Origin of the sequence: Glutamicibacter sp., from assembly GCF_032154645.1 — a bacterium.
In the GTDB taxonomy this organism is placed as follows: Bacteria; Actinomycetota; Actinomycetes; order Actinomycetales; family Micrococcaceae; genus Glutamicibacter.
Genome location: NZ_JALDXV010000001.1, coordinates 267,588 through 293,663, shown reverse-complemented (window position 1 = coordinate 293,663; position 26,076 = coordinate 267,588). Strand labels below are relative to the sequence as shown.

Sequence of the window (26,076 nt, the reverse complement as noted above, 5' to 3'; positions counted from 1 at the left end):
CTGCTTATGGGCGCACCTGATCAAGTGTCAATGACAGGTTGGAGAGGTCAATGCTCTGGTCCATGGTGGACGACGGTGTTGAACCGGTAGTCCCTTCGGCAAACGCTACGGTGATGCTGACAGGTACGTTGTAGTTGCCCTCGTCGGCAAAGGAAATGACGTTCCCGTTTTTCTCCAGCCCTGCAGCGCTCGCATCCGCGTCGACAGTCACGGTGACCTGGCCAGTCAATGACGCAGGAATGGCGTCCAGCGTTCCCACAGTCAGGGCTCCCTGCAGGTTCTTTCCTGCGGCGGCAATGCTGGCGGTCTGGGTGAACTTGACCGTATCGCCTGGAACCAACTTGAACTCCGACACATTGGCAATTGGTTCCGGTGCAGCAGCATCGCTGACGTCGCTCCACTGCCCGTCGGCACCGAGGGTGAGATTTAGGTGTCCTGTGTTGATCTGTCCTGCATCAACAGTGTCGGTGCTCTGCCAGAGTGCAATAGTTCCTGCGCCTCCCAGCAGCAATGCGCCGGCAGCTACCGCGGCAATAGTCGCTTTGGTTACTTTCTTCATAAGAAATGCATCCTCAAGATAAGTGTGTCCCGCTGACACTCCTTCCAGTACAGCGCATCACTTATTTAAGGTCAATAGATTACTAAACCATCACAACCTTCGTAAGCTCAGAAGAACTCGATGGGCCACCGCAGGTAACTATCAACTGTGGACTATTCGATCGACAGCTATCTACTTGCCAGAGACGAAATTGCGTTATCGCCAGAATAGTATTCCTTCAACCATTAGCATTGTTACATTCGAGACAAATCTATATTCCGATGAAAATAGTAATTAATTTTAATAAATAAAATTCAAGGAGCAGGAAAACTAACGAACGTCCACACACTGTCCGTGAGTTCCCAAGGAGCGGAGATCCCCAAACTTTCACGAGAGTGCGTATCTTTCAAAAATTCCGCAGACTCCGTTCAGCGAAAGCTTCTCGGTGTCGCTTTAACTTCATCGATACGGGGCCTGCAACTCAGCGCCCGGAATAACGGTTGTCGGGGGTAACGGTTCGGCTCCACACCGCCAGTCGGGCGAAAAGAAGCCTACCCCGTCAAGCATGCTGTCCGCTTGAAGCGCCGGATACCAGATGATATTCAACGGATTGAGCAACTGGTGTAGTTCGTCGAGGGTATCGAACATCCGCTCGGTATGAGACGAGGATTGAGCTGATTGAGATTCCGTGCTGCGCAGGAATGCCGCCCAATAGCCAGTAGCTGCGGCAAACATTTGAGCCCTCGTCGGCTCTACCCATTCGGAAGATATTTCACGTTTCTGTTCAAGAGTTGGAAGATCTTGAACCTCGACAACCACATAGTGGTTCTTGAAATCTCCGTCATTGGCGAACCCCATAAGATCGGATTGCCACCTGCTGATGTTCCATTCAGCTGGCCCGAGGTTTGAGTTCTCCGGCGCAGCAAGTTCGATCTTCTTCAACCGTTCCGTGAACAGCGCCCGTCGCAGCTGCTGAACTTCGCGCTTCGCCTTCCCAAAGAGATTCACCGGGAGCACCCGATCAGTGCCCGCGTTCGGGTGCGGATGCGAAGAGGTTCAATCCCATGGCTCGCGACAGATGGCCGATGGCAAGCTGCCCACGCACCGAGTTGCCTGCCATGTCCAGCAGAGGCGAGAACGCGCCAATCGCGCCCTTGCCCGGAGCCACCGCCACGATGCCACCCGACACCCCGGACTTCGCCGGGATTCCGATTTCGAAGAGCCAGTCTCCCGAGCGTTCGTACAATCCGTTGGTGGCGACCGTAGCCAGGGTATCGCGGCAGACATCCGCACTGACTACTCGCTGGCCAGTCACCGGGTTGATCCCACCATCGGCGAGCGTTGCACCCATCACCGCAAGGTCGTTCGCCGTGACGTTCAACGAGCACTGCTTGGTGTACACGTCCACCGCGTTCAGCGGATCTCCATCCAGTCGGCCGTAGCTCTTGAGGAGCCGTCCTAGCGCCTTGTTGCGTTCGTTCGCCTCGGACTCGGATTCGTAGACCTCGTCGTCTAGGCTCAGGGAACGTCCGGCGAAGGCGGACAGGCCCTCACGTACGTTCTCCCACTTTTTGGCTGAGCTCTTGCCGGGGATCATTTCGGTGGTCGCGATGGCGCCAGCGTTGACCATCGGATTCATCGGATGCCCGTTGTTCAGTTCAACTGCCATCACCGAATTGAACGACATTCCCGTGTTGTTCACGCCGATGCGCTCGTGCACCGCCTCATGCCCATGTTCTTGTAGTACCAGCGCGTAGACGAACATCTTGGAGATCGACTGGATGGAGAACTGGTGCTGGCAGTCCCCTACACCGTGCAGCGAACCACCGACGTGGGACATGGCAATGGCGAATGTTTCTGGATTGGCTTGGCCGAGTACAGGAATGTAGTGGGCCAGCAGACCGTCGTCGACATCTGCATAGCGGTCATGAGCTTCAAGCAATAGCTCGTCAATGCGGTTATGTGCCAGGGTACCGGTGGATACCTGCTGGACAACGTCATCGAAATCGGTAGGAATGCTTTCATTCCCGTCCGAGGTGTAGCTCATGATCACCTGTTTCTCCGCTAGTACGTTCAATTCGCCAACGCATTGACACTATCAACAACGACCCAAGTTGACACGCGTTTTCTCACGGTTAACGCTCTGAACTGCAACGGTTGCGTCACATGTGTTTTCACCGACATTGTGCAGGAGCTTACTGCAATGCGAGGCTTGCCTGACTTAGCATTTCTTCTATGGCTAAGGGTATTACTTTTCACACGCGCAAGTGGGTTCGCCCAGAAGACTTGAACGCCAATGGCACGCTGTTCGGCGGTAGCCTGCTGCGTTGGATTGACGAAGAAGCGGCGATCTACTCGATCATCCAGCTGGGCAACAAGCACGTAGTAACCAAGTTCATGTCCGAGATCAACTTCATCGCTTCGGCCCGCGAAGGTGATTTGATTGAAATGGGTTTGACGGCCATCGACTTTGGCCGCACCTCAATCACCCTGCGGGCAGAGGTTCGCAACATCTTTACCCAGGAATCCATCCTGACCATCGAAAAATTGGTCTTCGTGAACATGGGCGAAGACGGCAAACCACAGCCGCACGGCTATGACCAGATCACCTACACCCGGGATCGCATCCCGCTGGAAATCACCAAGGCACTGATCTAGGTTTACCTCCGATATCCTCAGCCGCTCCAAATATTGGATTGAGCTGTTTCTTCGCCCGTTGTCTTTGCAATTTTCTGCTTAGACAATGGGCGAAAAACTTTAACAACCAATTTCCCCCAAAGCATTGCGCTCGACGAGTTCTTCTAGCAGAGTGTTGCCCGACCTCATAAGCGCCGTCTGGCCACAGCAAAGGACTATTCATGAGTCAAATGATTTTCGTCAATCTCCCGACGTCGGACCTTGATCGGGCAGATAAGTTCTACTCGTCCCTGGGCTTCACCAAGAACGACACCTTCTCCGATGAAAACGCAACCTCATGGTTCATTGCGGAGAACATCCTCGTCATGGTGCTGCGCGAGGAATTCTTCTCAGGGTTCCTAGTCAACGGCGACGTTGCTGTCACCGGTAGCGGGCGGCGCGAATGCCTCAACGCTCTCTCCGCCGAGACCCGTGAAGGTGTGGACCAGTTTGTTGCCAATGCCCTGGCGGGCGGCGGCGAAATTTACCGCCCCGCCGACGAACCGTTCCCGGGCATGTATCAGGCGGCCGTGCAGGACCCCGACGGCCATGTTTGGGAAATCGCATGGATGAGCCCTGAGGCTATAGAAAACCCGGGCGCGTAGGTCAGCTCCTAGCTATGCAGTTCCGCAGTCGCCCTATGGCGTCTGCGGAACTGTTTTTTCATGCCCTTCGCAGGGTAGATCGGAGTCGGCCAGCGCGGCTCAAGCTCATCCCCCAAGGTCACCCCGCGCAGTCGGCGCCCGAACATCGGCAGCACCCACTGCTGCATCCATTCGACATCCCGCCGCATCATCTGGATCGGTCCCATGCGTTCGGAAAGTCCCAGAGGTTCAAAGACCAGTTGATGCTTGGCCCCGAGGATTTCCAGAATTCTGATGGCCATGTAGCGGTGGCCGGCGCGGTTCATATGCAGCTTGTCCACATCCCACATGCGGTGATCGCGGTAGATATCCCAAGACCAGTAATCGACCAAGACGACGGACTTGGGATGTTTTGCGGCAATCAGCCGAACGCGATCGTTGAACTTCCAATTACGGCGCTTAAATGGGGCCAGTGCCGGATGCACCGGGATGTCGAAACCGGTGAACAACAGGATCTGTGCCCCGCTGGCAGCCAAGCGGTCCACCGCCGCCTCGTAGCGGTCCAGAAAATTCTCCATGTCCTGCCGCAGTTCCAGGATGTCGTTGCCGCCGGCGTAGAAGCTGATCACCGTAGGATTCATCGCAATCGCCGCATCAATCTGTTCATCAACGATGCCGTCCAGACGCCGGCTGCGCAGTGCGAGATTCGCGTATTGCCAACTCGGATCGATTTTCGACAGCTGCTTGGCAACCCTGTCGGCCCAGCCGCGAACCCCATTGGGCAGGCGTGTTTCCCAGTCGCCCACGCCTTCGGTAAAGGAATCACCCAGCGCAACAAATAGTCTGCCCATGGGGTTCAGGCTAGGTAAGGTTTGCAACTTTCTCGTTGACGAAAATCAAACTGCCGGTGAATCCGTGCGGGGTTTCGGGTTTTCCATAATTAACTACTACGGAACCCTCGGTGTTCGAAGTTTACGGCCCTGATTAGGGTTGAGATATGACTTCAACACAGCAGGGACACCCGGGCATGCTGCCAGCTCGGCCGGGCCTGAGACTATGGTCCACCCTCCTTCAAATGGCAGCCCTGGGTACCTTCGGCATGGTATTTATTTCGGTGCTTGCCGCATGGTTCGCCGCCGGGGTGGCGTTGACGTTCCTGCTGGGCTTCGGCCTGATACTTCTCACGGGTCTGCTCTACGTCGTCTTCGGCACCGCCCGTATGGAAGTCCGACGCGTCGCAGACCTCTACCGGCTGCAAGTTCCGGACCTCTACTGGATCCGTCAGCAGGCGCCCGGCTTTGGCGCGTGGGTCCGCTCGCTGCTCAAGAATCTCGGGCATGGAAGGATGTGGGCTGCGTTCGGCAGCTTCGCGGTCTCCTGTTTCCTCGGCACCACGATGCTGGGCGGACTGGAATGGATGATCCGCCTGAGCATCACCTCCTTTGCCCCGTTGACCGAATCGGAAAGCATCAGCGGACCGTTCGGATTGACGGTGCCTGCCAGCGATGCCCCGTGGATGTTCCTCGTGGCGATTCTCGGTGCCGCCTTGGCGGTGGGAATGATCTTCCTGCACCGCGTCATCACCGTGTCGATCGTCGGCACCAGCGCCCTGCAGACAGAGCTGACCGAACGCGTACGCACCACGACGGTGCAGCGTGAAGGGGCGATGCGTGCAGCAGAGCTTGAGCGCACCCGCATCGAACGCGACCTGCACGATGGCGTCCAGCCCCGATTGGTGTCGGTGGCAATGACCCTGGGGCTCGCCCACCAGCAAATCGATACCGACCCGCAGCAGGCAAAGGCCCTGGTAGCCGAGGCGCACGCTTCCACGAAGTCGGCAATTACCGAGCTGCGCCAGCTCACCCGGGGAATCTACGCCTCGGTGCTTGATGACCGCGGACTTGATGCAGCACTCTCTGCCATCGCCGGTCGCTCCCACATTCCAGTGCAGCTCGATGTACAGCTTGCCGGACGCTATCCTCGCCATGCCGAAGCCGCGGTGTACTTCGCCATCGCCGAAGCCCTGACCAACGCAGCCAAGCATTCTCGGGCGTCAAGTTGCCGGGTCACCGTGCGCGAGCGCACCGGTGAGAACGCTCAGCGCACCCTCTGGGCGCGCATCGAGGACAACGGCACCGGTGGCGCAAGGATCACCCCCGGCGGCGGACTTGACGGCATCACCAACAGGGTCGCCGCAGCCGGCGGAACATTCACCCTCGACAGCCCGCAGGGCGGTCCCACTGCACTGGAGGTCAGCGTCCCATGCGCGTCTTAATCTGCGAAGACTCGGTCCTGCTGCGCGAAGGGCTGGTCCGCCTGTTGGCCCACACCGGCCATCAGGTGGTGGCAGACCTGCCGGACACCAGCGGGCTGATGGATTTTTTGGAGCAGGCCGACCAAGACAGCTTCCCGCAGATCTGCATCCTCGATGTCAGGCTTCCACCGACGTACACGGATGAGGGCATCAGGGCGGCACTTGCTATCCGCGACCGCTACCCGGACCTGCCGTTGCTGGTGCTCTCCCAGTACGTCGAGGAGCGCTACGCATCGGAGCTGATCGCCACCCAGTCCGGATCCCTGGGCTACCTGCTCAAGGACCGCGTGGCAGATGTATCTGACTTCATTGCATCGCTGGAACAGATAGCCGGCGGTGGCACAGTACTGGACCAGGAAGTGGTGGCCCAGCTGTTGACCAGGAAAAACCACGACGCCAAGATGCAGCAGCTGACGGACCGTGAACGCACGGTCCTGGCGGCCTTGGCCGAGGGCAAATCGAATCAGGCGATCGCTGCACTGCTCTTCCTCTCCGAGGCGAGCGTTGAAAAATACATCACCTCCATCTTCCAGAAGCTTGGTTTGGAAGCTGACGGAACGGGTAACCGGCGCGTGCTGGCAGCCCTGGCCCACATCGAAAATCTGGGCACTAATCGCACAGACAGGACGAACCAATGAGCACGCCGACCATGAACCCGCTACCGCCAACTCCCCCGGCCCCACGGGGTTCGGCAAAACCACTGAATATCATTTTGGCGGTGCTTGGAATACTGGCGCTGATGACCATGCTGATCAGTACCACCCGTGAAGCCATCGCCACCTTGAACACCAGTCATGTGGTGCAAAGCGTGGATGCCAAGGGGGTGACAGCATTGGACATCCGCGCAAGCACAGGGTCGTTCAATCTTGAATTCGCACCGACCGATCAAGCGGTGCTTGATGTGCGCAGCTCCAGCGGCGACGAATGGACCCTCGAACGCAGTGGACAGACCCTTGAGGTCCGCCCTCCGGCTGGCTGGATGAGCTTCTGCTTCTTCGGCTGCGCCAAGGATGACAACGAAATCACCCTAACCCTGCCGCAGGAGCTAAATGACGGAAGCCTGGATGCAGACTTTGCTCTCGGAGCAGGTGAATTCAACGTATATGGCAACTTTGATGACCTGAAACTCAATGTAAGTGCAGGGCTGCTGCTCATGAACGGCGCTGCAAGAAACGTCGATGCCACGCTGGGCGCGGGCAGAGCAGACCTCACCTTGAAAGATGTCCAACAGGCAGATTTGGATGTGTCCGCCGGCCGCTTGGACGGAAAGTTCTCAGGTACTGCGCCGCAACAAGTTGACGGGAAGGTTAGTGCCGGAACCCTACAGCTGACAGTCCCGGACACCGTGTACAAGGTCACCAGCAGTTCCTCGGCTGGCAGTGTTGAAAATGGTTTGCAGACCTCTACTTCGTCGCCTAGGACCATCAACGTCACTACTTCTGCAGGCAGTGCGGTGCTGATTCCAGGCGGCATGCCAACCACAGGCAAGTAGGCCCTGACGGGGCTGAGGTGCGGCGAAAATTCTGATGTTTCAGAGAGTTCGACTGCAAACTCTAAGTATTGTCGGGCCAGGACTGTCTAGGCTACTACTAATATTGTTAAAGTATTCGCCCGGCCGGAACTTTCCGGCCGGGCGTTTTGCGCGGAGACCCACTGTGCAGCACAGGGTCCGTTCTCACTTCGAATGGGTCAGCCTGGCTCGAATCGCTGACCTTAGGAACCCTCACGCGCGACGATAAGTTTATTTTGCCATTCGAGCGCCGTCGCCAAGGTGTGTGGACCGCATCGTTCTCGTTCCTGCTGGCGGCTCTGGCAAAGGCACGATGTTAGCCTCTGCGCTTCCTGATTCCACGTCAATGGCCCGCTCAATAGCATATGCACTCCTGCATAATTCCAACGAGCTCATCACCCATCGTTAAGACAGCGTGGTGGTGAGATCACTTCACGAAGCGATTCACTTGTAAAATGTCACCAAATTGCTTTCGACCGTTTCAGAACACTTCGCCTTTCTGTACCTAGTCACCGCGCACTCAACCCGCGGAACGTAAGCTGACACTAATCTTTGCCACGGAAACGTGGGCTGCATTCTTCCGGCGTTTGGTGCAATGTACACCGCGGCCGGTCCGGACGCAGTACTTTGGTGGCCTCAGCCATACGCGTAGACCGATTGATAAATCTTCCGGCAAAAACATGTGTATCCCCGCAATAGCAATTTGATCTGAAACTATTTATTGGAATGCCCCAATCGCAAACTGTCGTTTCGGCTATTAAGCACGCATAGGTTCCCGATCTCTGGGTCAAGCACATACACCCACCCGGCGGCGGGCAAGAAATGCATCGAAAGATCCCGTTGTGTGAAGGGCAACGATGCCTAGCGTCAGTATGAGAAACGCACTTGCCAAAGTTCTACTGAACTTTTTCATCTACATTTCATCCAAGCAATTCGACGCTAGAAGCGTCTTCGGGATTGTTCTGATGTGTTCAAGTTCTGAGTTGTATAGATAAATGCAACCAAGTCACTTACTGTAAGTTCGGTGCGGGTGATTACCAGCTGGGCAGAATGCCCCACGCTAAGACAATCGTGCTTAAAGTAGAGAACCTTTCTCAACTTGCATTGCGCTGGCCTAATATTCACCGGGGACTAACCCGTTAAGGATGAGTTGTCACCGGTGCGCTGTTGGCACGCGATATGAATTGATCGTTACCTATGATTGGAGACTTCTGATGGAGCATAAGCCTGCTACAGCGGCAATCCGCGCACAGCAAGAAGCTGCCCGTGCAGCATTGCCATTCAACGATATTCGCGACTTTGAGGCCACCGAGCGCGGCTTCATCGCGGATCTCACTCCCAACGTCGTCCACAATGCCGAGGGCAAGGTCATTTGGGACAACGACAGCTACGCATTCCTCAAGGGCGATGCACCTGATACCGTTCACCCCAGCCTGTGGCGTCAGTCGACTCTGGTCGCACGCTCGGGCCTGTTCAAGGTCGTCGACGGCATCTACCAGCTGCGCGGCATCGACCTGTCGAACATGACCATCATCGAGGGCGACACCGGCATCATCGTGATCGACCCGCTGATTTCCACGGAGACCGCCGCCGCAGGTCTGAAGCTGTACCGCGAGCACCGCGGCGAGCGTGAGGTTAAGGCAGTGATCTTCACCCACTCGCACGTCGACCACTTCGGCGGCATCTTCGGCGTGACCTCGCAGGAGGAGGTCGATGCAGGCAAGGTGCAGATCATCGCCCCAGAGGGCTTCGTTGAGCACGCAGTGTCCGAGAACGTCTATGCAGGTACCGCCATGTCGCGCCGTTCGGCCTACATGTACGGTGCAGCCTTGGAGCGCGGTCCGCAGGGCCAGGTCGGCGCTGGCCTGGGCCAGACCAACTCCATCGGCGAGATCGGCATCCTGCCGCCAACCCTGGAAATCACCACCACCGGTGAAACCCACACCTTCGACGGTGTGGAGATCGAATTCCAGATGGCTCCGGGCACCGAAGCTCCTTCGGAGATGCACTTCTACTTCCCGCAGTTCAAGGCATTGTCGATGGCCGAGAACGCCACCCACACGCTGCACAACCTGTTGACCCTGCGCGGCGCTGTGGTTCGCGACCCACACGTGTGGTCCAAGTACCTCAGCGAGGCGATCGACCGGTACGGCGACAAGACCGACGTGGTCTTCGCCTCGCACCACTGGCCAACCTGGGGTACAGAGGAAATCATTGATTACCTGGGCCTGCAGCGCGACCTCTACGCCTACCTGCACGACCAGACCCTGCGCCTGATCAACCTGGGGTACAACGGAGCCGAAGCCGCCGAGGTCTTCGAGCTGCCGCCAGCACTGGAAAACGCATGGCACGCCCGCGGCTACTACGGCTCGGTCAGCCACAACGTCAAGGCCATTGTGCAGCGCTACCTTGGCTGGTTTGACGGCAACCCTGCACGCCTGTGGGCCCACACCCCTGAAGAGGGCGCCAAGCGTTATGTGAAGGCCATTGGCGGCATTGACCGTGTGGTCGAGGTTGCTCAGGAAGCCTTCGATGAAGGTGACTTCCGTTGGGCAGCGACCCTGTTGGATCACGCGGTGTTCACCGACCAGAACCACGTCGCCGCACGCGCACTGTACGCAGACACCCTGGAGCAGCTTGGCTATGGTTCCGAAAACGGCACCTGGCGCAACTTCTACCTGGGCGGTGCCACCGAGCTGCGCGACGGCAGCTTTGGCACCCCGCTGTCCACCAACGCTCCTGCAGTGGTTGCACAGCTTTCGCCGGAGATGCTTTTCGACGCCATCGCCATTCAGATCAATGGTCCAAAGGCATGGGACTTGGACCTGGCGATCCGCATCAACATCACCGATCTGGACCGCAGCTTCCGCCTGACCCTGCACAACGGTGCCTTGATCTACCTGGAAGACGGCAAGGGCGACGTTGACGTAACCCTGTCCCTGTCCAAGCCGCGCCTGCTGCAGCTGGTGGCCGGCGACTCGGAATCCGAGGGCGTTGAGATTGACGGCGACGTTTCGGTTATCGGCAAACTGCTGTCGGTTGTCGAACCAGGCGATCCAGATTTCGCCATCGTGACCCCATAGGCGAGAGTCACATGATGCTTCGTGCCCGTCACTTTTCAAGGTGGCGGGCACACTGCTATCCGGAATATTTACGGCGTAGATAAAGGGCTCTTCGCATACTAACGTGTAGCATGCCTTGCCATCGAGATCGTCGAAACAACGGTGATTGTTTATCAGCGGATGATTTGTACACGTCGGGTGCCTTCGCCGGGCTTTGGGAAGATCTTTTAGTGGGATCTGCTCCATGACCTGACCAAAGCCTTGCCTGCGGAGACGATCGAAGTGAGTTCTATGGCGAACACTCTGAAGAATCGGTCGTCGGCATTTCGGCGTATTTCGATTGTCTGAGCCCGTCGTACGAACCAACCGCAACGACTAAGGGTCGATGGAATCATCCCGTGGTTCGACGATGCCTTTAGGAACTTCGGGAATTGAGTTGCAAAGTCTTAGTTGGACTCCGGTGTTTTCAGGTCGAAACTACGCCCTAGCTGCTAAGAACCATCAAGCCGCGTCACCCGCAGACCTCCCCTGGAAACCGCATTAATCCACATCGCAGCCTGCCATCATGAATTATTAATCAGGTCTCGGAAATTGTGAGGATTAGCGAAGATTTCAGCGACCATCCAGATGCGCACGAACCAGCCGAATAAAACCGTCCGGGTCAGTGGCATGAACCAGATGACCTGTTTGCAGCGTGCTGATGCTGCAGTCCGGGATCAGGCCGCCAAGCTGCTCAACTAATTCGGCAGGGACGAAGCTTTCTCGGCCTCCGGAAATGATCTCGGTGGGTACCTTGATGTTTGAAAAGATCTGCTCCCATGGAAAATCGGGCTGATCGATCTGCGGGCGGATCTGTTCCACCATGGCCCAATCAAATTCCAGCGCCCCTTCTGGACGGGTTGGGGTACTGGGAATGCGGGGCCGCGGCAAACCCACGTCTTCCAGTACCAGGCGCGAAACCCACTGACTGTCCTGGGCGGCGTGCGCCGCCACCAACCCACCCAGTGAATGCCCCACCAGATCAACTGGACCGCCAAGTGCGGGCAGCAGCTCCATGACATCATCGGCCATGGCCTGAATACTGTATTCACCTGGCCAGCTGCTCAGCCCATGGCCCCGAAGGTCCACGGCATGCACCATGCGGTCCCGAGCTAGATCCGCAGCAATGCAATTCCAATCAGCCGCGGTCTCTCCGGTACCGGCTAGCAAGAGCACCGGTCGCCTACGGACAGTTCCATTCAACCGGCTATGAACGGTGAGCTTGATCCCGTTGCTGGCAACCTGCCACACGCGTTTCACTGGTTATTGGCCTGCCCCGGTGGAACTCGTCCCAAGAATGCCACAAGCCTGTCCGATGCATTTGTACTCTCCGGCACCTGCCGCCGCGGTGCAAAGTGCGAACCGCGCAATTCGTCGGTAAGCATGCCCCTGGCCAGCTCCAGTACCTTTTCGGCGAGCTCTTCGGGGATCCGGTGCTGAGGATCCATTCCGATCCCAAGATCCCAGCCATGGGCGGTGAATTCGATGGACGCCATGTTCAGCATGGGTCCGCTCTCCAGCAGATCCAATGCATGTTCCACCGAGGACGCAGCTTCCTTGGGGGTACTTGCAATGGTTTCGGCCTGCTTGGGGACCGCAAATGGCGCGCCTCCTGCGGTCTCACAGACGGCGTTGGCCACCTGCGCCACGTGATTGATCAGGTGTTGTTCGTCCCAGTTCGCGCAGCCGCTTTGCCGGTGAAGATTTGCAGTGCTCAGCAGCGCCATCTGTTCTTGCAGATAGTGTCCTGCCGCGGTGAAGCTTGCGCGGCTCATGAGAGCTCACGCTCCGGCATATTCCACGGCGCTGTGGGCAGCACCGAGCCGGTTTCCAACAGGGACTTGAGATTGGCCAAGACCGCTGGCCAGCCCCGCGCGATGCCGTTGCGCATATCCAGATTTGGAAGATTCTCATGTCGGACCGTCAATCGGACGATGCCTTCATGAGGTTCAATGTTGAAGTGCACCACCGATGAACCATGTTCGCGAGGTTCGTCTGAATCCTCGAACGTGATCACCAATTCGTTGGGTGGGTCCACGGACAGCACCTGCCCGGTGACGTCGGCGCGGTCCGAGCCGTCGACTCGTCGATGCTCCCACGGGGAGCCGGGCTGCCAATCGGAAATATTTGCATGGCCCCAATATTGGGCGGTGAGGTCCGCATCGGTCAGCGCATTCCATACTTCTTCGGCGCTGGCCCGAATATAGGTCACGTATACATAGGTGGGGATGGGTGTTGAACTGTTTGTCATGGCTGAGTCCTCAGCTCGATGCTTGATCGCAGAAAGTGTTTCCAAACGTGGAACCTCGTAGGCGGAGATCCAACGCTCGCCGATCGCATGGATGGGCGTGGGATTAAGAAAATGCAGACGTTCTCGTCCGCGACGAACAACGGTGATCAGATGTGCGGCGGCCAGGATATCTAGATGCTGGGTTATTGACTGGCGAGCCATGCTGATCTTGCCGCATAGCTCGGTCAGTGTTTGCCCGTCATGGTGGCGCAGCTGGTCCAACAATAGTCGCCGGGTGGGATCAGCCAAGGCTTTGAAGGCAAGTCCCAATTCGGCTTCCATGTCCTTCATAGGAACATCATGCAGGCATTTACCTGCATAAGTCAATAGGCCGGGAAAGGCACTCGGGTGGAGTTAGCAAATTGCGAACCCGCTTTTAATAGCCAAGTCGAGTTCGAATGTCATTGAGTACATGCGATGACCGCAATGCAATATCAGGCCCAACCGCAGTAATTCCTTGAGCCAAGATGTCGCCAACAATTACTGCCGTAAAGCTATCTGAGGTCAGCCCCGTCGGCGTCAAAGGCGCTCGGAGAACCACAGAAACATTTTGTGAAAGCTTTTCATGCAAATGATCTGTAACCAAGATGGTGGAGCCTCCTACGAGTTGCACCTGATCAATCAGGGCCTCAATGTCTCTCGTCTTGCGCCCTGGGGAAAAAATGATCAGGGTGTCCTGGGCGCCGAAATGTAGGATTTCATCAGCCAATCGAAACCCATCTGTTGATAGCCGTCGAGTGGGGATGCCGGTACGGCCGAGCCGAATGGCAAGATGGTCAGCAGCGACGGCCGAGCTCCCTAGCCCATAACAATAAATAGTGTTCGACCTAACCAGGATATTGATCGCGGATGCAAAAGTGTCGCTTGAGTTGGCGCCTTTACCAACTTCAAGCAGACCCTGAGCTTCCGCCCAAATCTCTGCCTGAATACGATTCAAGTCTTGCCCGAGATGATTAATGCGGTGCTGGAGGCGCACTTCCGGAGAGACTGTCGAGGTTAGGGGCGCCGCGATTTCCTGCTTTAGTTCAGAAAGCCCCGAATACCCAAGTGACTGCAAAGTGCGAACCACTGTGGCGTTGGATGTCTTGCTTTGCTGCCCCAAGTCTGCCGCGCTGGAATAGAGAAGATGCTCAGCTGACGTAGAAGACAAGACTCGACAGACCGACTTTTCAGCTCTCGAAAGCTCATCCCAAAAGCGTGCAATTCTGTCGCGCAGTTTTGTTATTGATGGATTAGCTGTATCGCTTGTTACAAAGTCGTCCATGTGTGTAAGATCTCATTCATAATCGTGAACTTCTGTAATGGTTGTTCCATACTTTACCCGCTTTAGGGAGATTGAGAGGAAGCCAGCGTGAACACTTCACTGATCAGACTGGTTGAGATCAGCGGCACTCCGCGCCAGAGAGGTCAGCAGTACGGCGAGCAAGCACATGATCTTATTGCGCTTGCCATCAACTACTACTCCGCTGCATTGAAGCAACAGACCAGCATGGACTGGCCGTCTATTACAAGCTCAGTACTTAAGTGGCTGCCATTGTGCAATCAGCTAGCCCCGCACCTTGTCGAAGAAATGCGAGGAATCGCTGAAGGGGCGGACGTGTCATTTGAAGAAATTCTTACACTCAATTTGCGTGGTGAATTCGTCCATAGCTACCGGGCTCAACAGGCAGGCCAAGGACTCGCACAATCAGCATTGGGCGTCGATGAGGAAGAACGCAGTTCGGTTGACGGCTGCACTTCGTTTTTCCTCACCGGCGATGCCAGTGGCACTGGGCATACGCTAATTGGACAGAATTGGGATTGGCGGACTCTCACTGCTGAAACCACAATGGTACTGAGGATCAAGCAGGATCCATTGCCAACCATCGTCATGCAAGTTGAAGCGGGACAAGTTGGCCGTCACGGAGCCAACTCAGCTGGCATCGCTCTCAATGCCAATGGCATGGGCGGTACGTTCGGTGAAGAACTAGGTCTTCCTCAAACTCTTATTCGCCGGCTAGTACTCGATCAATCCGATCTAGCTTCAGCTCTGAAGATGTTGCTCAAAACCCGTCCCCACATCGCAAGCAATGCGCTTTTGGGACACCGCAGTGGTTTCGGGATTGACGTTGAAACCACACCCCATGGTGCTGATTGGATATACCCAGAAGGCGGTCTGATTGCACACGCGAATCACTACCAAGCATCAGTACCACCTCAATTAGCTGGCCGGTACCGACCTGCCTCGGTTGACTCGCTGATCCGATTACCGCGCGTGACCGAGGGGCTCCGAAAAGTGTCAGCTGCTACAACTCCCGATCAAGGCCGAGAGTTAGTAAGAGCTGCAATGTCTGACCATTTGGGATATCCGGAAGGGGTCTGCACCCACCCGGTGACAACATCAGACCCGCTGAAACAGTGGTCAACCTTGCTATCCAGCTGTGTTGATCTAACTACTGGCGAATATCACGTAGCGGCTGGCTACCCGTGCGAAACACCCTATACACAGCTTCCGTGGAATATTTACGACGGTCCAGGCGGCATAGAATCCGCCGAATACGTTTCTAGCCTTTCCAATTCAACGCATCGTTAGCTCAATGAGGAGTATCACCATGATGAACAAGAAGTATCGCTGGGTCGTATCTGTAGCGGGCCTAACGATGGTCGCCACCCTAGGCCTGACTAGTTGTGCGAATGGTACTGAAGGTGCAAACAGTAATGCCGGCCAGAACCTCAATGTACCTTTCGGCCCTTCCTCCCCTAAAGCTGAAGGACCCTTGGAAACTGTAAGTTGGATGCTGCCCGGTGAACCCACAACACTTGATGCAGACATTGACGCAACGACGCCGGATGACATGATTCTGGCAAACACGTGTGATCGGCTAATGCAAGTTCAGCCGGACCTATCGTTGGGCAAGGGCATCGCATCGTCAGCAGAATGGACCGATAAGACACATTTAGAATTGACCATTCGACAAGACGCCACATTCCACGACGGAAGTAAGGTATCGACAGCTGATGTTCTGTGGAGCTTGAAGAGACACGCGGCTGACGGCGCAGCCGAGTCAGATGAATACCAAAACGTGGTTTCGATTGATCAGACGGCTGACGACCAGATAACAGTCACCACTACGCAGCCGGACGCGATCTTTTTACAAGCAATGGCCGGTGACGGAGGCATCGTTTGGAACCCAAGGGTCATCGAATCAGAAGGTGAGAAATTCGGTAGCCCGAATTCAGAGTCAGCGTGCGGAGGCCCCTTTAAGGTTGAGGATTGGGTTCCTGGACAGCACCTGACCCTAGTACGAAACGATGACTATTGGCAGAAAGATCGTGTCGCGAAAACAGAACGTGTTGTCCTCCGTTGGGCTGACGAAGCCGCAGCGATCAACAGCTTGACTGCTGGAGAAGTTCAGGGTGCATACTTTGAGAACCCTGGGGCAGCCAGACCATTCATCTCGAATGCCTCGAATCTGGTATTTCAAGGCCCTTCAACAAATGCTTGGGTCGGCGAAGTAACGCCGAAAGGGGCACTTACCGATGTGCGACTGCGCCAAGCGTTATCGCTCGCAATTGATCGTGAAGGTATCGCGAAAGCAGCCTTTGGCGGTTTGGCAATGCCATGGAAAACTCCCGTAGGTTCTGGAGCTTGGGGATACGAACCTGAAACATTCAAAGCTGCCTACGACGAACTTGAAGGTGCCCCAGCAAAGCCAAGCGACGCCGACATCGAAAAGGCCAAGGCCTTGGTTTCCGAGGCAGGTATTCCGGAGGGTCCATTAGTCATAGCTTCGAACGGTTCCTCCGTGCACAACGTGATTGCGGGTGCATTGACAGATGCAGCTAAGAAAATTGGGATTGAAACCGAAATTCTTGCAGTACCGGAAGTCCAGTATGGAGATTTCTACAATGATGAACAGCTCCGTAACTCTGCAGATATATGGCCGGATGTTTACTACATCTCAAAAGCAGATCCACTGGGATTTTATAAGAATGGACGCTCAGATTCCGCACGTAATTTCGTGGGCTACTCCGACCCCGAATACGACAAAATCGTGGACGAAGCGTACGCCTCAACTGATGACGCAGAACGAGCAAAGAAAACCATCGAGCTGGAAAAGAAATGGGTCGGAAACGCAATCTGGCTTCCGCTCGTCGCAACTCCCTCAACGCTTGTAATGTCCAATCAGATTACCGGGGCGCCATCGTCGGCCGCATACATTTACTACCCATGGGCCGCGGACCTCGGCAGTACGAAGGGATAGTTAGAAATGTCGCGTACTATCCGAAAACTCGGTGGACTGATCCTGACGCTTGCAATCGCATCATTTGTAATTTTTGCTGCCATGTTTGCGGCTCCTGGAGATCCCATAACGTTCCTTGTCGGTAGTTCTGAGGACATCACGCCAGAACGGCTTGCAAGTATTCAAGCTCAATATCATTTGAATGAACCGCTCATTGCTCAATACTGGCATTGGGTAACGGGGGTCTTCAGTGGCGATTTGGGCGAGTCATTCAAATATCGCCAGCCGGTGTCCATGATTTTGGCATCACGCCTGCCCGTTACTTTAGGTCTTGTCACGTACGCCGCTGTCCTTATATGCATTTTCGGTATTGGGCTTGGCATCATTGCGGCAGTTCGTCGACGGCGTGCAGCGGACACGATTATTGTTGGAGCAACAACTCTTGCCGCAAGCATTCCTGCGTTCGTACTAGGCATCACACTCGTGGCAGTCTTTGCAGTTGAACTGCAATGGTTTCCTGTGGCTGGTGCAGGAAGCGGTGGGCTGAACAGGTTGTACTCGTTGACTCTTCCTGCCATTACCCTCTCACTCGGTGCCCTGGCCATAATTAGCAGAGTCACTCGGCAATCAATGGTCGAACAGTTCGATTCTGAACATGTTGAAGCAGCTCGTGCGACGGGGCTCCGCGAGCGCTTCATCGTTCGGGACCATGTGCTTAGAAGCGCATGGGGTCCCATCATCACCATGGTTGCGTTGGTGACAGCAAGCATGATTGCTGGAACCGTCGCTGTGGAAACGGTCTTTGGCCTTTCAGGAATCGGATCTCTACTCGTTGAAGGTATCAACACCCATGACTTCCCGCTAGTTCAGGCTGTTCTGCTCTTTATGGTGGTCGCTTACATGCTCGTAACGACCATTGTGGATGTATGCCTACCACTTCTGGATCCTCGAATAAAACAACAGGCGGTGACCTCATGACTATACTCATGCCCCCACAATCGCGCATACGCCGTAAAAAACGAAAGAACAATTCCCTTGGTTTTTGGGCGGCATCAGTATTTCTTGTGGTCGCAGGTCTTGCGGCAATCGCCGGACCATACATGGCGCCATACTCCGGAGACGAAATTGATTTTTCGTCCATTTGGGCAGGGCCAAGTGCGGAGCATGTTCTCGGCACCGATCAGTTGGGGCGAGACCTCTATTCCCGCCTCTTGGCCGGAGCTGGAGAAACGCTCGTAGGTCCTGTAATTTTGTTGGCTCTGGCTACGACATTTGGGGTCGCCATTGGTGTGACGGCTGCATGGCGTGGTGGTTGGGTAGACACCGTATTGGCTCGTCTTACCGATGTCATGTTCGCATTCCCGGGCTTGCTATTCGTTGTGCTTGTTATCGCGGTATTCGGGAAGGGTAAATGGACCGCCATCATCGCGCTATCCCTTGCTTATGCTCCAGTCATTGCAAAATATGTACGTAGCTTAGCCTTGAGCGAGATCGCAAGACCATACATTGACGCCTATCGTGCCCAAGGGCTGGGCGGTTTAACAATCTGTGTACGCGGCGTGATTCCGAACTTGCTACCAGCGCTAGTGGGTTTCTTGGTCGTCCAGTTCGGTGAAGTGCTCATGAGTCTAGCGACGCTCAGCTACTTAGGATTCGGTGCCCAACCACCAAGTTCTGAGTGGGGTCTAATGGTTCAGGAAGGCCAGGCTGGAATTGTCCAAGGATACTTCTTGCCAACGCTCGTTCCAGGTATGGCAATTGCATTGGTCGTTGTCGCTGTCAATATCGTCGGTGTACGCGTTGCGGACCGTCTTCAGGCGAAGGGATAGATTGTGCTCTTAGAAATTAAGGACCTGCGGCTCGCGTTTGAACGACGAGGGGAGCCTATTGAGATCTTGCACGGAATTGATCTAGAGGTTGCCCAAGGGGAATTAGTCGGACTCGTTGGAGAATCAGGCTCTGGAAAGTCGACTAGCGTTAGAGCCTCATTGAGGCTATATGGTGACGAAGCTGAACTAACTGGCAGCATCAAGGTCGATGGTGTCGAAATGATTGGGGCTGATGCCAATACCGTACGCAATGTGCGTGCCGATAAAGCCGCACTGGTACAGCAGGATCCCCGAGCTGCGCTTAATCCTGTACGACGGATCGGTGACTCACTTGCAGAACAATTGGTGCGTGTTCACGGATGGACCAGGACACGAGCCAACGACCGTATTGTGGAATTGCTGGATACGGTGGGGATTACGCATCCCGAGTTACGAGTTCGTCAGTATCCGCACGAGCTCTCCGGCGGCATGCTGCAACGTGTCGTAATCGCCGCAGCTTTGAGCACAGAGCCTCGTCTAATATTTGCTGACGAAGCGACTAGCGCACTGGACGTCACGACTCAGGCAGAGGTCTTGGCAATCTTTCAAAAGCAGATCCGCGAGCGCGGTGTGGGCATGCTGTTCATTACGCACGATCTGCATCTCGCTGGTGCCATTTGCGACCGTATTTATGTTTTACGAAGGGGCGAGATCGTTGAAACGCTACATAAACCGGGACTGTTTTCTGAAGCGACCCATCCTTACACTCAGACTCTTATCGAAACTGCACCGGTCATGAAGAAGGGCGTTGAATCATGAGCCTCGTCGAAGTCACAGATCTGCACCGGGTATTTCGAATGCGCCACAGCATTTCCGACGTGATCGCCGTAAACAAAGTTAGCTTCTCTATCGAGTCTGGGGAAGCTGTGGGTTTGGTAGGTGAATCGGGGTCGGGAAAATCAACTATCGCTCGCATTCTCCTAGGACTTGAGCATGCCGATTCTGGGTCCGCCGTGATTGACGGTGATGATCGGCTCACACCTGCCCACGGCCGTACGAAGAGAATGCGCCGGGCAAGAACCGTACAGATGGTTTTCCAGGATCCCAATGGGACGCTTGACAGGCACCTTTCTGTCGATGAAACCTTACGTCGAGCACTCAAGGCTCATCACATGATGCCCTCGTCCAGAGAAACCGAGTCGCGTGTAGCCGAGTTGCTAGACCGTGTCCGTTTAACCAAGCAGCAGGGAAAATCGAAACCGCATGAACTTTCGGGTGGCCAACGTCAACGCATTGCCATAGCTCGCGCCTTGGCATTGGAGCCGAAACTTGTTGTGCTTGACGAAGCTGTTTCAGCCCTTGACGTTTCAGTTCAAGCTCAGATATTGGAATTGCTCGCGGAGATTCAACGTGATTCAGATGTAAGTTACCTGTTTGTAAGCCACGACCTAGCGGTGATCCAGCAACTTTGCCAGCGTTCGCTAGTGTTATTTCGTGGCTCGCTCGTCGAACAGGGGAATACGACGCAGGTATTATCACATCCGCAGCATCCTTATACGAAGCTTCTAGTCGCATCGACTCCAGGGCCCGGTTGGAAACCGGACAAGGTGGTTCAGTCCAGGAAAGAATTCAACGAATTAATGGCGTTCAGTTAGGAATCGGACGAGGGATCGATCCTAGCAGTTATCTCGGCTCTTTGGCAGGATACATTTCGTAGATGTAATGTCTCGTTTGTCCCAGTGGGTCTGCCATCGGTATGCCCCAGATGCTCGGCGACGGCCACGATCGTTGCTCTGATCGTGGCCGACCGAATCGTTGAGATATATGCTTTCATCCCCAAAGTGGTTGACGTCAGCGCACCCACTTCGGAACGTGACAACATACCTCCAACGCTCAGTCGCCTAGTCGCATCCTCAACCTCGGGAAGTTTCCGGCTCAATTGTTAGAAAGGCGTGCAACTTGGTGCGGCGAATTATTGGTGGATAGTTCATAATTCCGCCAACTAAGAGTCATCAAAAAATCGACAGAAGCTTTAGGCCTGATTCTTCTTCATGGTCGCCAGGCGGGCCTCGATCTCCGACAGCTCCGGGGTGCTGGCTTCAATGGCTTGGGCACCGTCGGCCTCTTCCAGGATGTCAGCCTGCGGTGCGTTGGCAGCCTTCATGGCGGCCAGGCGCGCATCCACCTCGGTGGCGGCGCCCAGATCTTCCAGCTGCGCAAACTGCGAGTCCAGGGAAGATGCTGCCAGTTCAGCTGCACCGCGCACCTTGGCCTCGTCCTCGCGGATTTTCTGCTCAAAGCGGCTGATCTCGCTGCTTGGATCATTGACGTCCAGCGCCTTGACGGCTTCCATCATCTGGTTCTGGGTCTTCGCGTTGCGGGCGCGCGCCACCAGTTCGTCACGCTTGGAGACCAGCTCCTGACGCTTGGTTTGCATGGTGTTTAGCCCGGCTTTGAGCTTGTCAACCACTTCGTTCTGGGTGCCGACGGTAGCCGCCAGTGAGTTGACCTTCTTTTCCGCAGCCATCTGACGCTGAATGGCTACGGTAGCCAGCTGGTTGAACTTCGACTGATTTTCCGAGTCTCCGGCGGCCGCGAATTCTTCAGCCTTATTCGAAGCGGCAAGTGCCTTGGCGCCCCAGTCTTCGGCTTCCGTTTTGGCCTTAGCCAGGTCGTCTTCAGCCATACGCAGGTTTCCGATGGTCTGGGCAACCGCCTGTTCGGCTTCTGCGATGTTGTTGGTGTAATCGCGGACCGTCTGGTCTAGCATCTTCTTTGGATCTTCCAACGCATCGATCGCGGCATTGGCGTTGGCCTTGCCGATACCGAAAATTCGAGCCCAAATTGATTGTTTCTTGGCCACGTGACTTCCCTTCGTTTCGCATCTTTAACTCTAGGGGAAGTGGTTTCGGTTCCCGAATTCAACAACGTTTTTGTTCCACCCCGAGCAAGTCACAGAGAACTCCCCTGCCGTCCAAGAGTGTCGGGAACCTGTCAGCTCGCTAAGCCCTGAGAACCGTGTCCATCTTGGCCGAATTGCACATAAACACAGGTCAAAATCCTCAATGGCGGTTTGGAAAACATGACATCAGCGGGTCGATCGGCAATGGCCAGCAGCGAACTGCATTGACAGCCGCTTCGCCCCATCCTTAGCGTGAAGTCAAAATCCTTCAACCCCGAAAGCACCATGATCAACGAGAAGTATCAGAGCATCGACTACCACACCGCAGGTGAACCTTTCCGGATCATCACCGATCTGCCAGTTGCTCTTGAAGGTGTAGATGTACCGGCAAAACGCGTTTTCGCGATGAATGATCCTCGGGTGGAACGCATCAGGAAGATCTTGTGCTTTGAACCGCGCGGGCATGCCGACATGTACGGCGGGTTCATCACCGAGCCCAATGATGCCGGCGCACACTTCGGGGTGCTTTTCTGGCACAAGGACGGATTTTCTACAGCCTGTGGCCACGGGACCATCGCCTTAGGCATCTGGGCCATAGAACACGGCAGGGTTCAGGCAGACCCATCCGGCATCACCGACGTGGTGATCGACGTACCCTCGGGCCGGGTGATCTCCCGCGTCCACACCGATCAGGCCGGTCTCGTGACCCACGCCGAATTCATCAACGTCGCAAGCTACGTGCTTGCCACAGACGTAGCGGTGCACACCGCACTGGGCGAGGTCAGCGTCGACGTCACCTTCGGCGGCGCCATTTACGCACAGCTTGATGCAGCGTCCGTGGGGCTGCGTGTGACACCGGAGAACTACGCCAAGATCATCGAAATCGGCCGCGACATCAAGTGGGCCCTGAACGAATCAATTTATGCACAGCACCCCAGCGATCCACGCCTGAGCGGGGTCTACGGGACCATCGTTTTTGAAGATCTCTCCGTAGGCTCCGAGGTGATTCAGCGCAATGCCACGGTTTTTGCCGACGGCGAGGTCGACCGTTCACCCTGCGGATCTGGAACCAGCGCCCGCGTGGCGACGCTGACCGAGCGCGGCGTCCTCGCTGCCGGACAAGTATTGAAGCACGGTTCGATCGTCGGTTCGACGTTCACCGCGGCGGCGCTGGAACAATTGGTGGTTGAGGGACGCCAGGGGGTTATTCCGCAGGTCACCGGCACCGCATTTCAGACCGGTAAACATACTTTTGTCATTGACCCGCGCGATGATCTCACCCCGGGATTTGTCCTGCGCTAATCCTCGAAGTGGCGTAGGAAGCGGCCCGGCGCATCAAGGAATGAACGCCAGCTGCGGACCATGTCCAGCTCGTCATAAGTGCTTTGCCGAAGTCCCCACTCCCCCAGCTCGTAGATGGTTGCCTGCGGCAGCGAGGCAAGAATCGGTGAGTGGGTTGAGAGCAATATCTGAGAGCCGGCACGCAACAGGTCGCTGATGTGCGAGAGCAGCATCAGACTGCCGTTGAATGACAACGCGGATTCGGCCTCGTCGAAGATCCACAGCCCATTGATCGGGGCGCGGTCGGTGAAGAACTCGATGAAGGATTCTCCGTGGCTTTGGAAGTTGTTCTTCCCTCCGGACAGGATGGAATCAAGATAGGCAAAATGCCCATGCATGGTTTCGGCGCGCAGGAACACTCCCTGCCGCGAGCCGCCGGCGCTGCGCACGAGCTGAAGATGCTGTGCCAGCGGCGATTCGGTAGCCTGCGTTTGGTGCATGGCGTGGACCGTGCCGCCCTCGGCGTTCATCCCGAAGGCGGCCGCGATGGCTTCAACTAGCGTGGATTTTCCTGCCCCGTTTTCACCCACGAGGACCGTCAGCGCCGAAAAATCCAATCCTTCGTCAAGTACCTGACGGACGGCCGGAATGGTGGCGGGCCATTCTCCGCGGTTCATCGGGGCAAGGCGGTGCTCTGCCACCCGGCGCAGCGGGAGCAGATCGGCGTAGTTGCTCATGGCTTGACGCTAACAGCCTGGACCTACAGGTCAGCCGACCAACACCACGCGGTATTGGTCGGCTGCGGCTGCTATTTTTCTAGCCCTTAATGCCGTGCTCCACCGGGAGCATATTGCCTGCAAAGAACTCGGAGATTTCATCACGGGCATCCAGCGGGAAGATGCCCGCCACATACTGGTCGGGGCGGACCACCACGATGGCCCCCGCCGTGCTGATCTCGCGGTCGCGGAAGATGTCGCGTCCGTGGCCTGCTGAGAACACCTGGTTGATGTCGTGCAGGCCGAAGGGAACCTTCAGCGGCTGGAAGGTCTTGGGCACGTCGTGCAGTTCAACCTCGGTGTAGTCCTGCTGGTACACGGCCTTCAGGTCGAAGACCGCGTCTTCGTCTCCCCCCGCAGGGGTGTACAGGTTGCGTGGCGAGGTGGCGTCTTCGGCCCACCAGGCGGCGAAGTCGGCCATGGCGGTGCCCTGCAGCGCAGGGGCCGCGGCGTCGGCGAAGGCGTAGACACGCCAGCGTCCGTCGGCCTCGTGCAGGTGGCCCAGGTGGCGCCATCGGTTGTCCGCCCGGCGGATCACCTCCGCGGACTTGAAGCGCTTTCCGATGGGGAAGCCCTTTGCCAGGTGCTGGTGTTCGGTGCCGGTGGTGATGGCGGAGGCCTCGTACTGGGTCATGAAGCCGGCGGGGAATTCCATGGTCTTCACGTAGTACTTTTCGAGCTCGTCCGGATCCTCCCACTCGTCCACCGGCTTGGCCATCAGCGTCGACCATTCCTTGTCGAAGTCGATCAGGTTCTGGGCGATGACCTTGCGCTCCTCGGCGTAGGTGTCCAGCAGGGAAATCGGGGCGCGGCCTTCCAGCACGGCGGCGAGCTTCCAACCAAGGTTGAAGCCGTCCTGGATGGAGACGTTCATGCCCTGGCCGGCCTTGGCCGAGTGGGTGTGGCAGGCGTCGCCCATGATGAAGGCGCGGGCGCAGCGGGTGCCGCGCTCATCATCTTCCACGTCGTCGAAGCCGTCGGTGATGCGGTGCGCCACCTCGTAGACGGAGAACCAGGCGACGTTCTTCACGTCCATGGTGTACGGGTGGATGATGCGGTTGGCGGTGGCGACGATCTGTTCCACCGGGGTCTTGCGGATCGCTCCCGCATCTTCCGCGGTCAGTTCGCCAAGGTCCACGTAGAAGCGGACCAGGTAACCGCCCTCGCGCGGGATCAGCAGGATATTGCCCGCCTCGTGGGACTGGATGGAGCACTTGACCTGGATATCGGGGAAGTCGGTGTTGACCATGACGTCCATGACGCCCCAGGCGTGCATCGAGGCGTCGCCGTGCAGCTTGTGGCCCAGTGAGCGGCGCACCTGACTGCGGGCACCGTCGCCGCCGACCAGGTACTTGGCCTGCACGGTGCGCTCTTCACCCTCGCGCTCACCCGCGGTGTACTTGATGCGAGCGGTGACCGGGTATTCGGCGCTCGGGTCAATGTGGCAGTCCAGGAATTCGACGCCGTAGTCCGGGACGATCTTGCCCGGGGCGCGTTCGGCATCGCGCAGGAAGTAGTCCAGGATGCGCGACTGGTTCACGTAGATGTGCGGGAACTCGCTCATGCCGGTGGAGTCGTCGGCGGCGCGGGAGTGGCGCTTGATGTTCTGCGGATTCTCAGGGTCCGGGGTCCAGAAGCACATTTCAACATTGCGATAGGCCTCTTCGATGACCTCGTTGGCGAAGCCGAAGGCCTGGAAGGTTTCCACCGAGCGGGCCTGGATGCCGTCGGCCTGGCCTACCTCGAGGCGTCCCGGGCGCAGCTCAATGGCGCGGGCGTTGACCGAGGGGAAGCGCGAGAGCTGCGCGGCGACCACCGAGGCGGCAGGTCCGGTGCCGACGATCAGCACATCCATCTGGTCCGGAATTTCTGCGGGACGATCGACGCCATAGCCCGCCGCCGTCTTGACGCGTGGATCTCCGGAAACATAGCCCCTGTGGTGAATCTGCATATTCTGGCTCCCTTGTGGTGTCGCAGAAACGTCTTCGTCTCTATAATTGCGACACGGTTGTAACTATAGATACAAGCCTAGCTTTGAAGTACGCTGTCTTCAAGACCTGCATCACAGCACCC

The 26,076-nt window shown here is 56.5% G+C and carries 24 protein-coding genes; 13 read left to right on the top strand and 11 right to left on the bottom strand.

Annotated elements, in window-relative coordinates:
* Window positions 1-4 precede the first annotated feature (4 nt).
* The 3 genes from RUH64_RS01355 to glsA all read right to left on the bottom strand — a co-directional run bounded on the left by RUH64_RS01355 (window position 5) and on the right by glsA (window position 2,585).
* Window positions 5-559: an alternate-type signal peptide domain-containing protein gene (locus RUH64_RS01355; RefSeq protein ID WP_313810721.1), complete on the bottom strand. Its 555-nt coding sequence runs from the start codon at window positions 557-559 to the stop codon at window positions 5-7.
* Window positions 560-997: 438 nt separating this feature from the next.
* A complete protein-coding gene (locus tag RUH64_RS01350) occupies window positions 998-1,546 on the bottom strand; it encodes a hypothetical protein (protein ID WP_313810720.1) in 549 nt (182 codons plus the stop codon).
* 13 nt (window positions 1,547-1,559) lie between these two features.
* Window positions 1,560-2,585, bottom strand: coding sequence for a glutaminase A (glsA, locus tag RUH64_RS01345; protein WP_313810719.1), 1,026 nt, complete (start codon window positions 2,583-2,585; stop codon window positions 1,560-1,562).
* A 188-nt stretch (window positions 2,586-2,773) separates the two neighbouring features.
* Between glsA and RUH64_RS01340 the strand changes: the two genes are divergently transcribed.
* Both RUH64_RS01340 and RUH64_RS01335 read left to right on the top strand, forming a co-directional pair.
* Entirely contained in the window at window positions 2,774-3,196 is a 423-nt protein-coding gene (locus tag RUH64_RS01340) for a hotdog domain-containing protein (protein WP_313810718.1), read from the top strand.
* 200 nt (window positions 3,197-3,396) lie between these two features.
* Complete coding sequence (locus RUH64_RS01335; protein ID WP_313810717.1) at window positions 3,397-3,819, top strand: VOC family protein; 423 nt, start codon at window positions 3,397-3,399, stop codon at window positions 3,817-3,819.
* An 8-nt stretch (window positions 3,820-3,827) separates the two neighbouring features.
* Here RUH64_RS01335 and RUH64_RS01330 read toward each other — a convergent pair whose 3' ends face one another.
* A complete protein-coding gene (locus RUH64_RS01330; RefSeq protein ID WP_313810716.1) occupies window positions 3,828-4,649 on the bottom strand; it encodes an SGNH/GDSL hydrolase family protein in 822 nt (273 codons plus the stop codon).
* 146 nt (window positions 4,650-4,795) lie between these two features.
* Between RUH64_RS01330 and RUH64_RS01325 the strand changes: the two genes are divergently transcribed.
* From RUH64_RS01325 to RUH64_RS01310, 4 genes are all read left to right on the top strand, one after another.
* On the top strand, window positions 4,796-6,073 hold the full coding sequence (locus RUH64_RS01325; RefSeq protein WP_313810714.1) for a histidine kinase: 1,278 nt from the start codon (window positions 4,796-4,798) through the stop codon (window positions 6,071-6,073).
* Complete coding sequence (locus RUH64_RS01320) at window positions 6,061-6,750, top strand: response regulator transcription factor (protein WP_313810713.1); 690 nt, start codon at window positions 6,061-6,063, stop codon at window positions 6,748-6,750. Before RUH64_RS01325 ends, RUH64_RS01320 begins: the two co-directional genes overlap by 13 nt.
* Entirely contained in the window at window positions 6,747-7,604 is an 858-nt protein-coding gene (locus tag RUH64_RS01315; RefSeq protein ID WP_313810712.1) for a DUF4097 family beta strand repeat-containing protein, read from the top strand. Before RUH64_RS01320 ends, RUH64_RS01315 begins: the two co-directional genes overlap by 4 nt.
* Before the next feature lie 1,232 nt (window positions 7,605-8,836).
* Window positions 8,837-10,705, top strand: a complete 1,869-nt coding sequence (locus RUH64_RS01310) for an alkyl sulfatase dimerization domain-containing protein (RefSeq protein ID WP_313810710.1) — start codon at window positions 8,837-8,839, stop codon at window positions 10,703-10,705.
* A 591-nt stretch (window positions 10,706-11,296) separates the two neighbouring features.
* Here RUH64_RS01310 and RUH64_RS01305 read toward each other — a convergent pair.
* The 4 genes from RUH64_RS01305 to RUH64_RS01290 form a co-directional block, all read right to left on the bottom strand.
* Complete coding sequence (locus RUH64_RS01305; protein WP_313810709.1) at window positions 11,297-11,899, bottom strand: alpha/beta hydrolase; 603 nt, start codon at window positions 11,897-11,899, stop codon at window positions 11,297-11,299.
* A gap of 80 nt (window positions 11,900-11,979) precedes the next feature.
* Window positions 11,980-12,498 carry a maleylpyruvate isomerase family mycothiol-dependent enzyme gene (locus RUH64_RS01300; protein ID WP_313810708.1) on the bottom strand — a complete coding sequence of 173 codons (519 nt, stop codon included), beginning with the start codon at window positions 12,496-12,498 and terminating at the stop codon, window positions 11,980-11,982.
* Window positions 12,495-13,304, bottom strand: coding sequence for an SRPBCC domain-containing protein (locus tag RUH64_RS01295; RefSeq protein WP_313810707.1), 810 nt, complete (start codon window positions 13,302-13,304; stop codon window positions 12,495-12,497). Before RUH64_RS01295 ends, RUH64_RS01300 begins: the two co-directional genes overlap by 4 nt.
* Window positions 13,305-13,389: 85 nt before the next feature.
* Window positions 13,390-14,277, bottom strand: coding sequence for a MurR/RpiR family transcriptional regulator (locus tag RUH64_RS01290; protein ID WP_313810706.1), 888 nt, complete (start codon window positions 14,275-14,277; stop codon window positions 13,390-13,392).
* A gap of 87 nt (window positions 14,278-14,364) precedes the next feature.
* Between RUH64_RS01290 and RUH64_RS01285 the strand changes: the two genes are divergently transcribed.
* From RUH64_RS01285 to RUH64_RS01260, 6 genes are read left to right on the top strand one after another with little or no spacing between them, the layout of a single operon-like run.
* The gene (locus tag RUH64_RS01285; RefSeq protein ID WP_313810705.1) at window positions 14,365-15,585 is read left to right on the top strand and encodes a C45 family peptidase; all 1,221 of its coding nucleotides are present in this window, start codon (window positions 14,365-14,367) and stop codon (window positions 15,583-15,585) included.
* A gap of 19 nt (window positions 15,586-15,604) precedes the next feature.
* Window positions 15,605-17,257: an ABC transporter substrate-binding protein gene (locus tag RUH64_RS01280; RefSeq protein WP_313810704.1), complete on the top strand. Its 1,653-nt coding sequence runs from the start codon at window positions 15,605-15,607 to the stop codon at window positions 17,255-17,257.
* Between the two features lie 6 nt (window positions 17,258-17,263).
* Window positions 17,264-18,214 (top strand): ABC transporter permease, encoded by a 951-nt coding sequence (locus RUH64_RS01275; RefSeq protein WP_313810703.1) that lies wholly within the window; start codon window positions 17,264-17,266, stop codon window positions 18,212-18,214.
* Window positions 18,211-19,065 (top strand): ABC transporter permease, encoded by an 855-nt coding sequence (locus RUH64_RS01270; protein ID WP_313810701.1) that lies wholly within the window; start codon window positions 18,211-18,213, stop codon window positions 19,063-19,065. Before RUH64_RS01275 ends, RUH64_RS01270 begins: the two co-directional genes overlap by 4 nt.
* A 3-nt stretch (window positions 19,066-19,068) precedes the next feature.
* Window positions 19,069-19,863: an ABC transporter ATP-binding protein gene (locus RUH64_RS01265; RefSeq protein WP_313810700.1), complete on the top strand. Its 795-nt coding sequence runs from the start codon at window positions 19,069-19,071 to the stop codon at window positions 19,861-19,863.
* Window positions 19,860-20,699 carry an ATP-binding cassette domain-containing protein gene (locus tag RUH64_RS01260; protein WP_313810698.1) on the top strand — a complete coding sequence of 280 codons (840 nt, stop codon included), beginning with the start codon at window positions 19,860-19,862 and terminating at the stop codon, window positions 20,697-20,699. The genes RUH64_RS01265 and RUH64_RS01260 overlap by 4 nt, the downstream gene beginning before the upstream one ends.
* Before the next feature lie 377 nt (window positions 20,700-21,076).
* Here the strand turns inward: RUH64_RS01260 and RUH64_RS01255 are convergent, their stop codons facing one another.
* Window positions 21,077-21,907, bottom strand: a complete 831-nt coding sequence (locus RUH64_RS01255) for a PspA/IM30 family protein (RefSeq protein ID WP_313810696.1) — start codon at window positions 21,905-21,907, stop codon at window positions 21,077-21,079.
* 291 nt (window positions 21,908-22,198) lie between these two features.
* Between RUH64_RS01255 and RUH64_RS01250 the strand changes: the two genes are divergently transcribed.
* Window positions 22,199-23,248, top strand: coding sequence for a proline racemase family protein (locus RUH64_RS01250; protein WP_313810694.1), 1,050 nt, complete (start codon window positions 22,199-22,201; stop codon window positions 23,246-23,248).
* On the opposite strand, the gene RUH64_RS01245 is transcribed toward RUH64_RS01250, so the two are convergent.
* Both RUH64_RS01245 and RUH64_RS01240 read right to left on the bottom strand, forming a co-directional pair.
* A complete protein-coding gene (locus tag RUH64_RS01245) occupies window positions 23,245-23,964 on the bottom strand; it encodes an AAA family ATPase (RefSeq protein ID WP_313810693.1) in 720 nt (239 codons plus the stop codon). The two genes, RUH64_RS01250 and RUH64_RS01245, sit on opposite strands and share 4 nt — an antisense overlap.
* Window positions 23,965-24,043: 79 nt before the next feature.
* Entirely contained in the window at window positions 24,044-25,954 is a 1,911-nt protein-coding gene (locus RUH64_RS01240) for an FAD-dependent monooxygenase (RefSeq protein WP_313810691.1), read from the bottom strand.
* Window positions 25,955-26,076 lie beyond the last annotated feature (122 nt).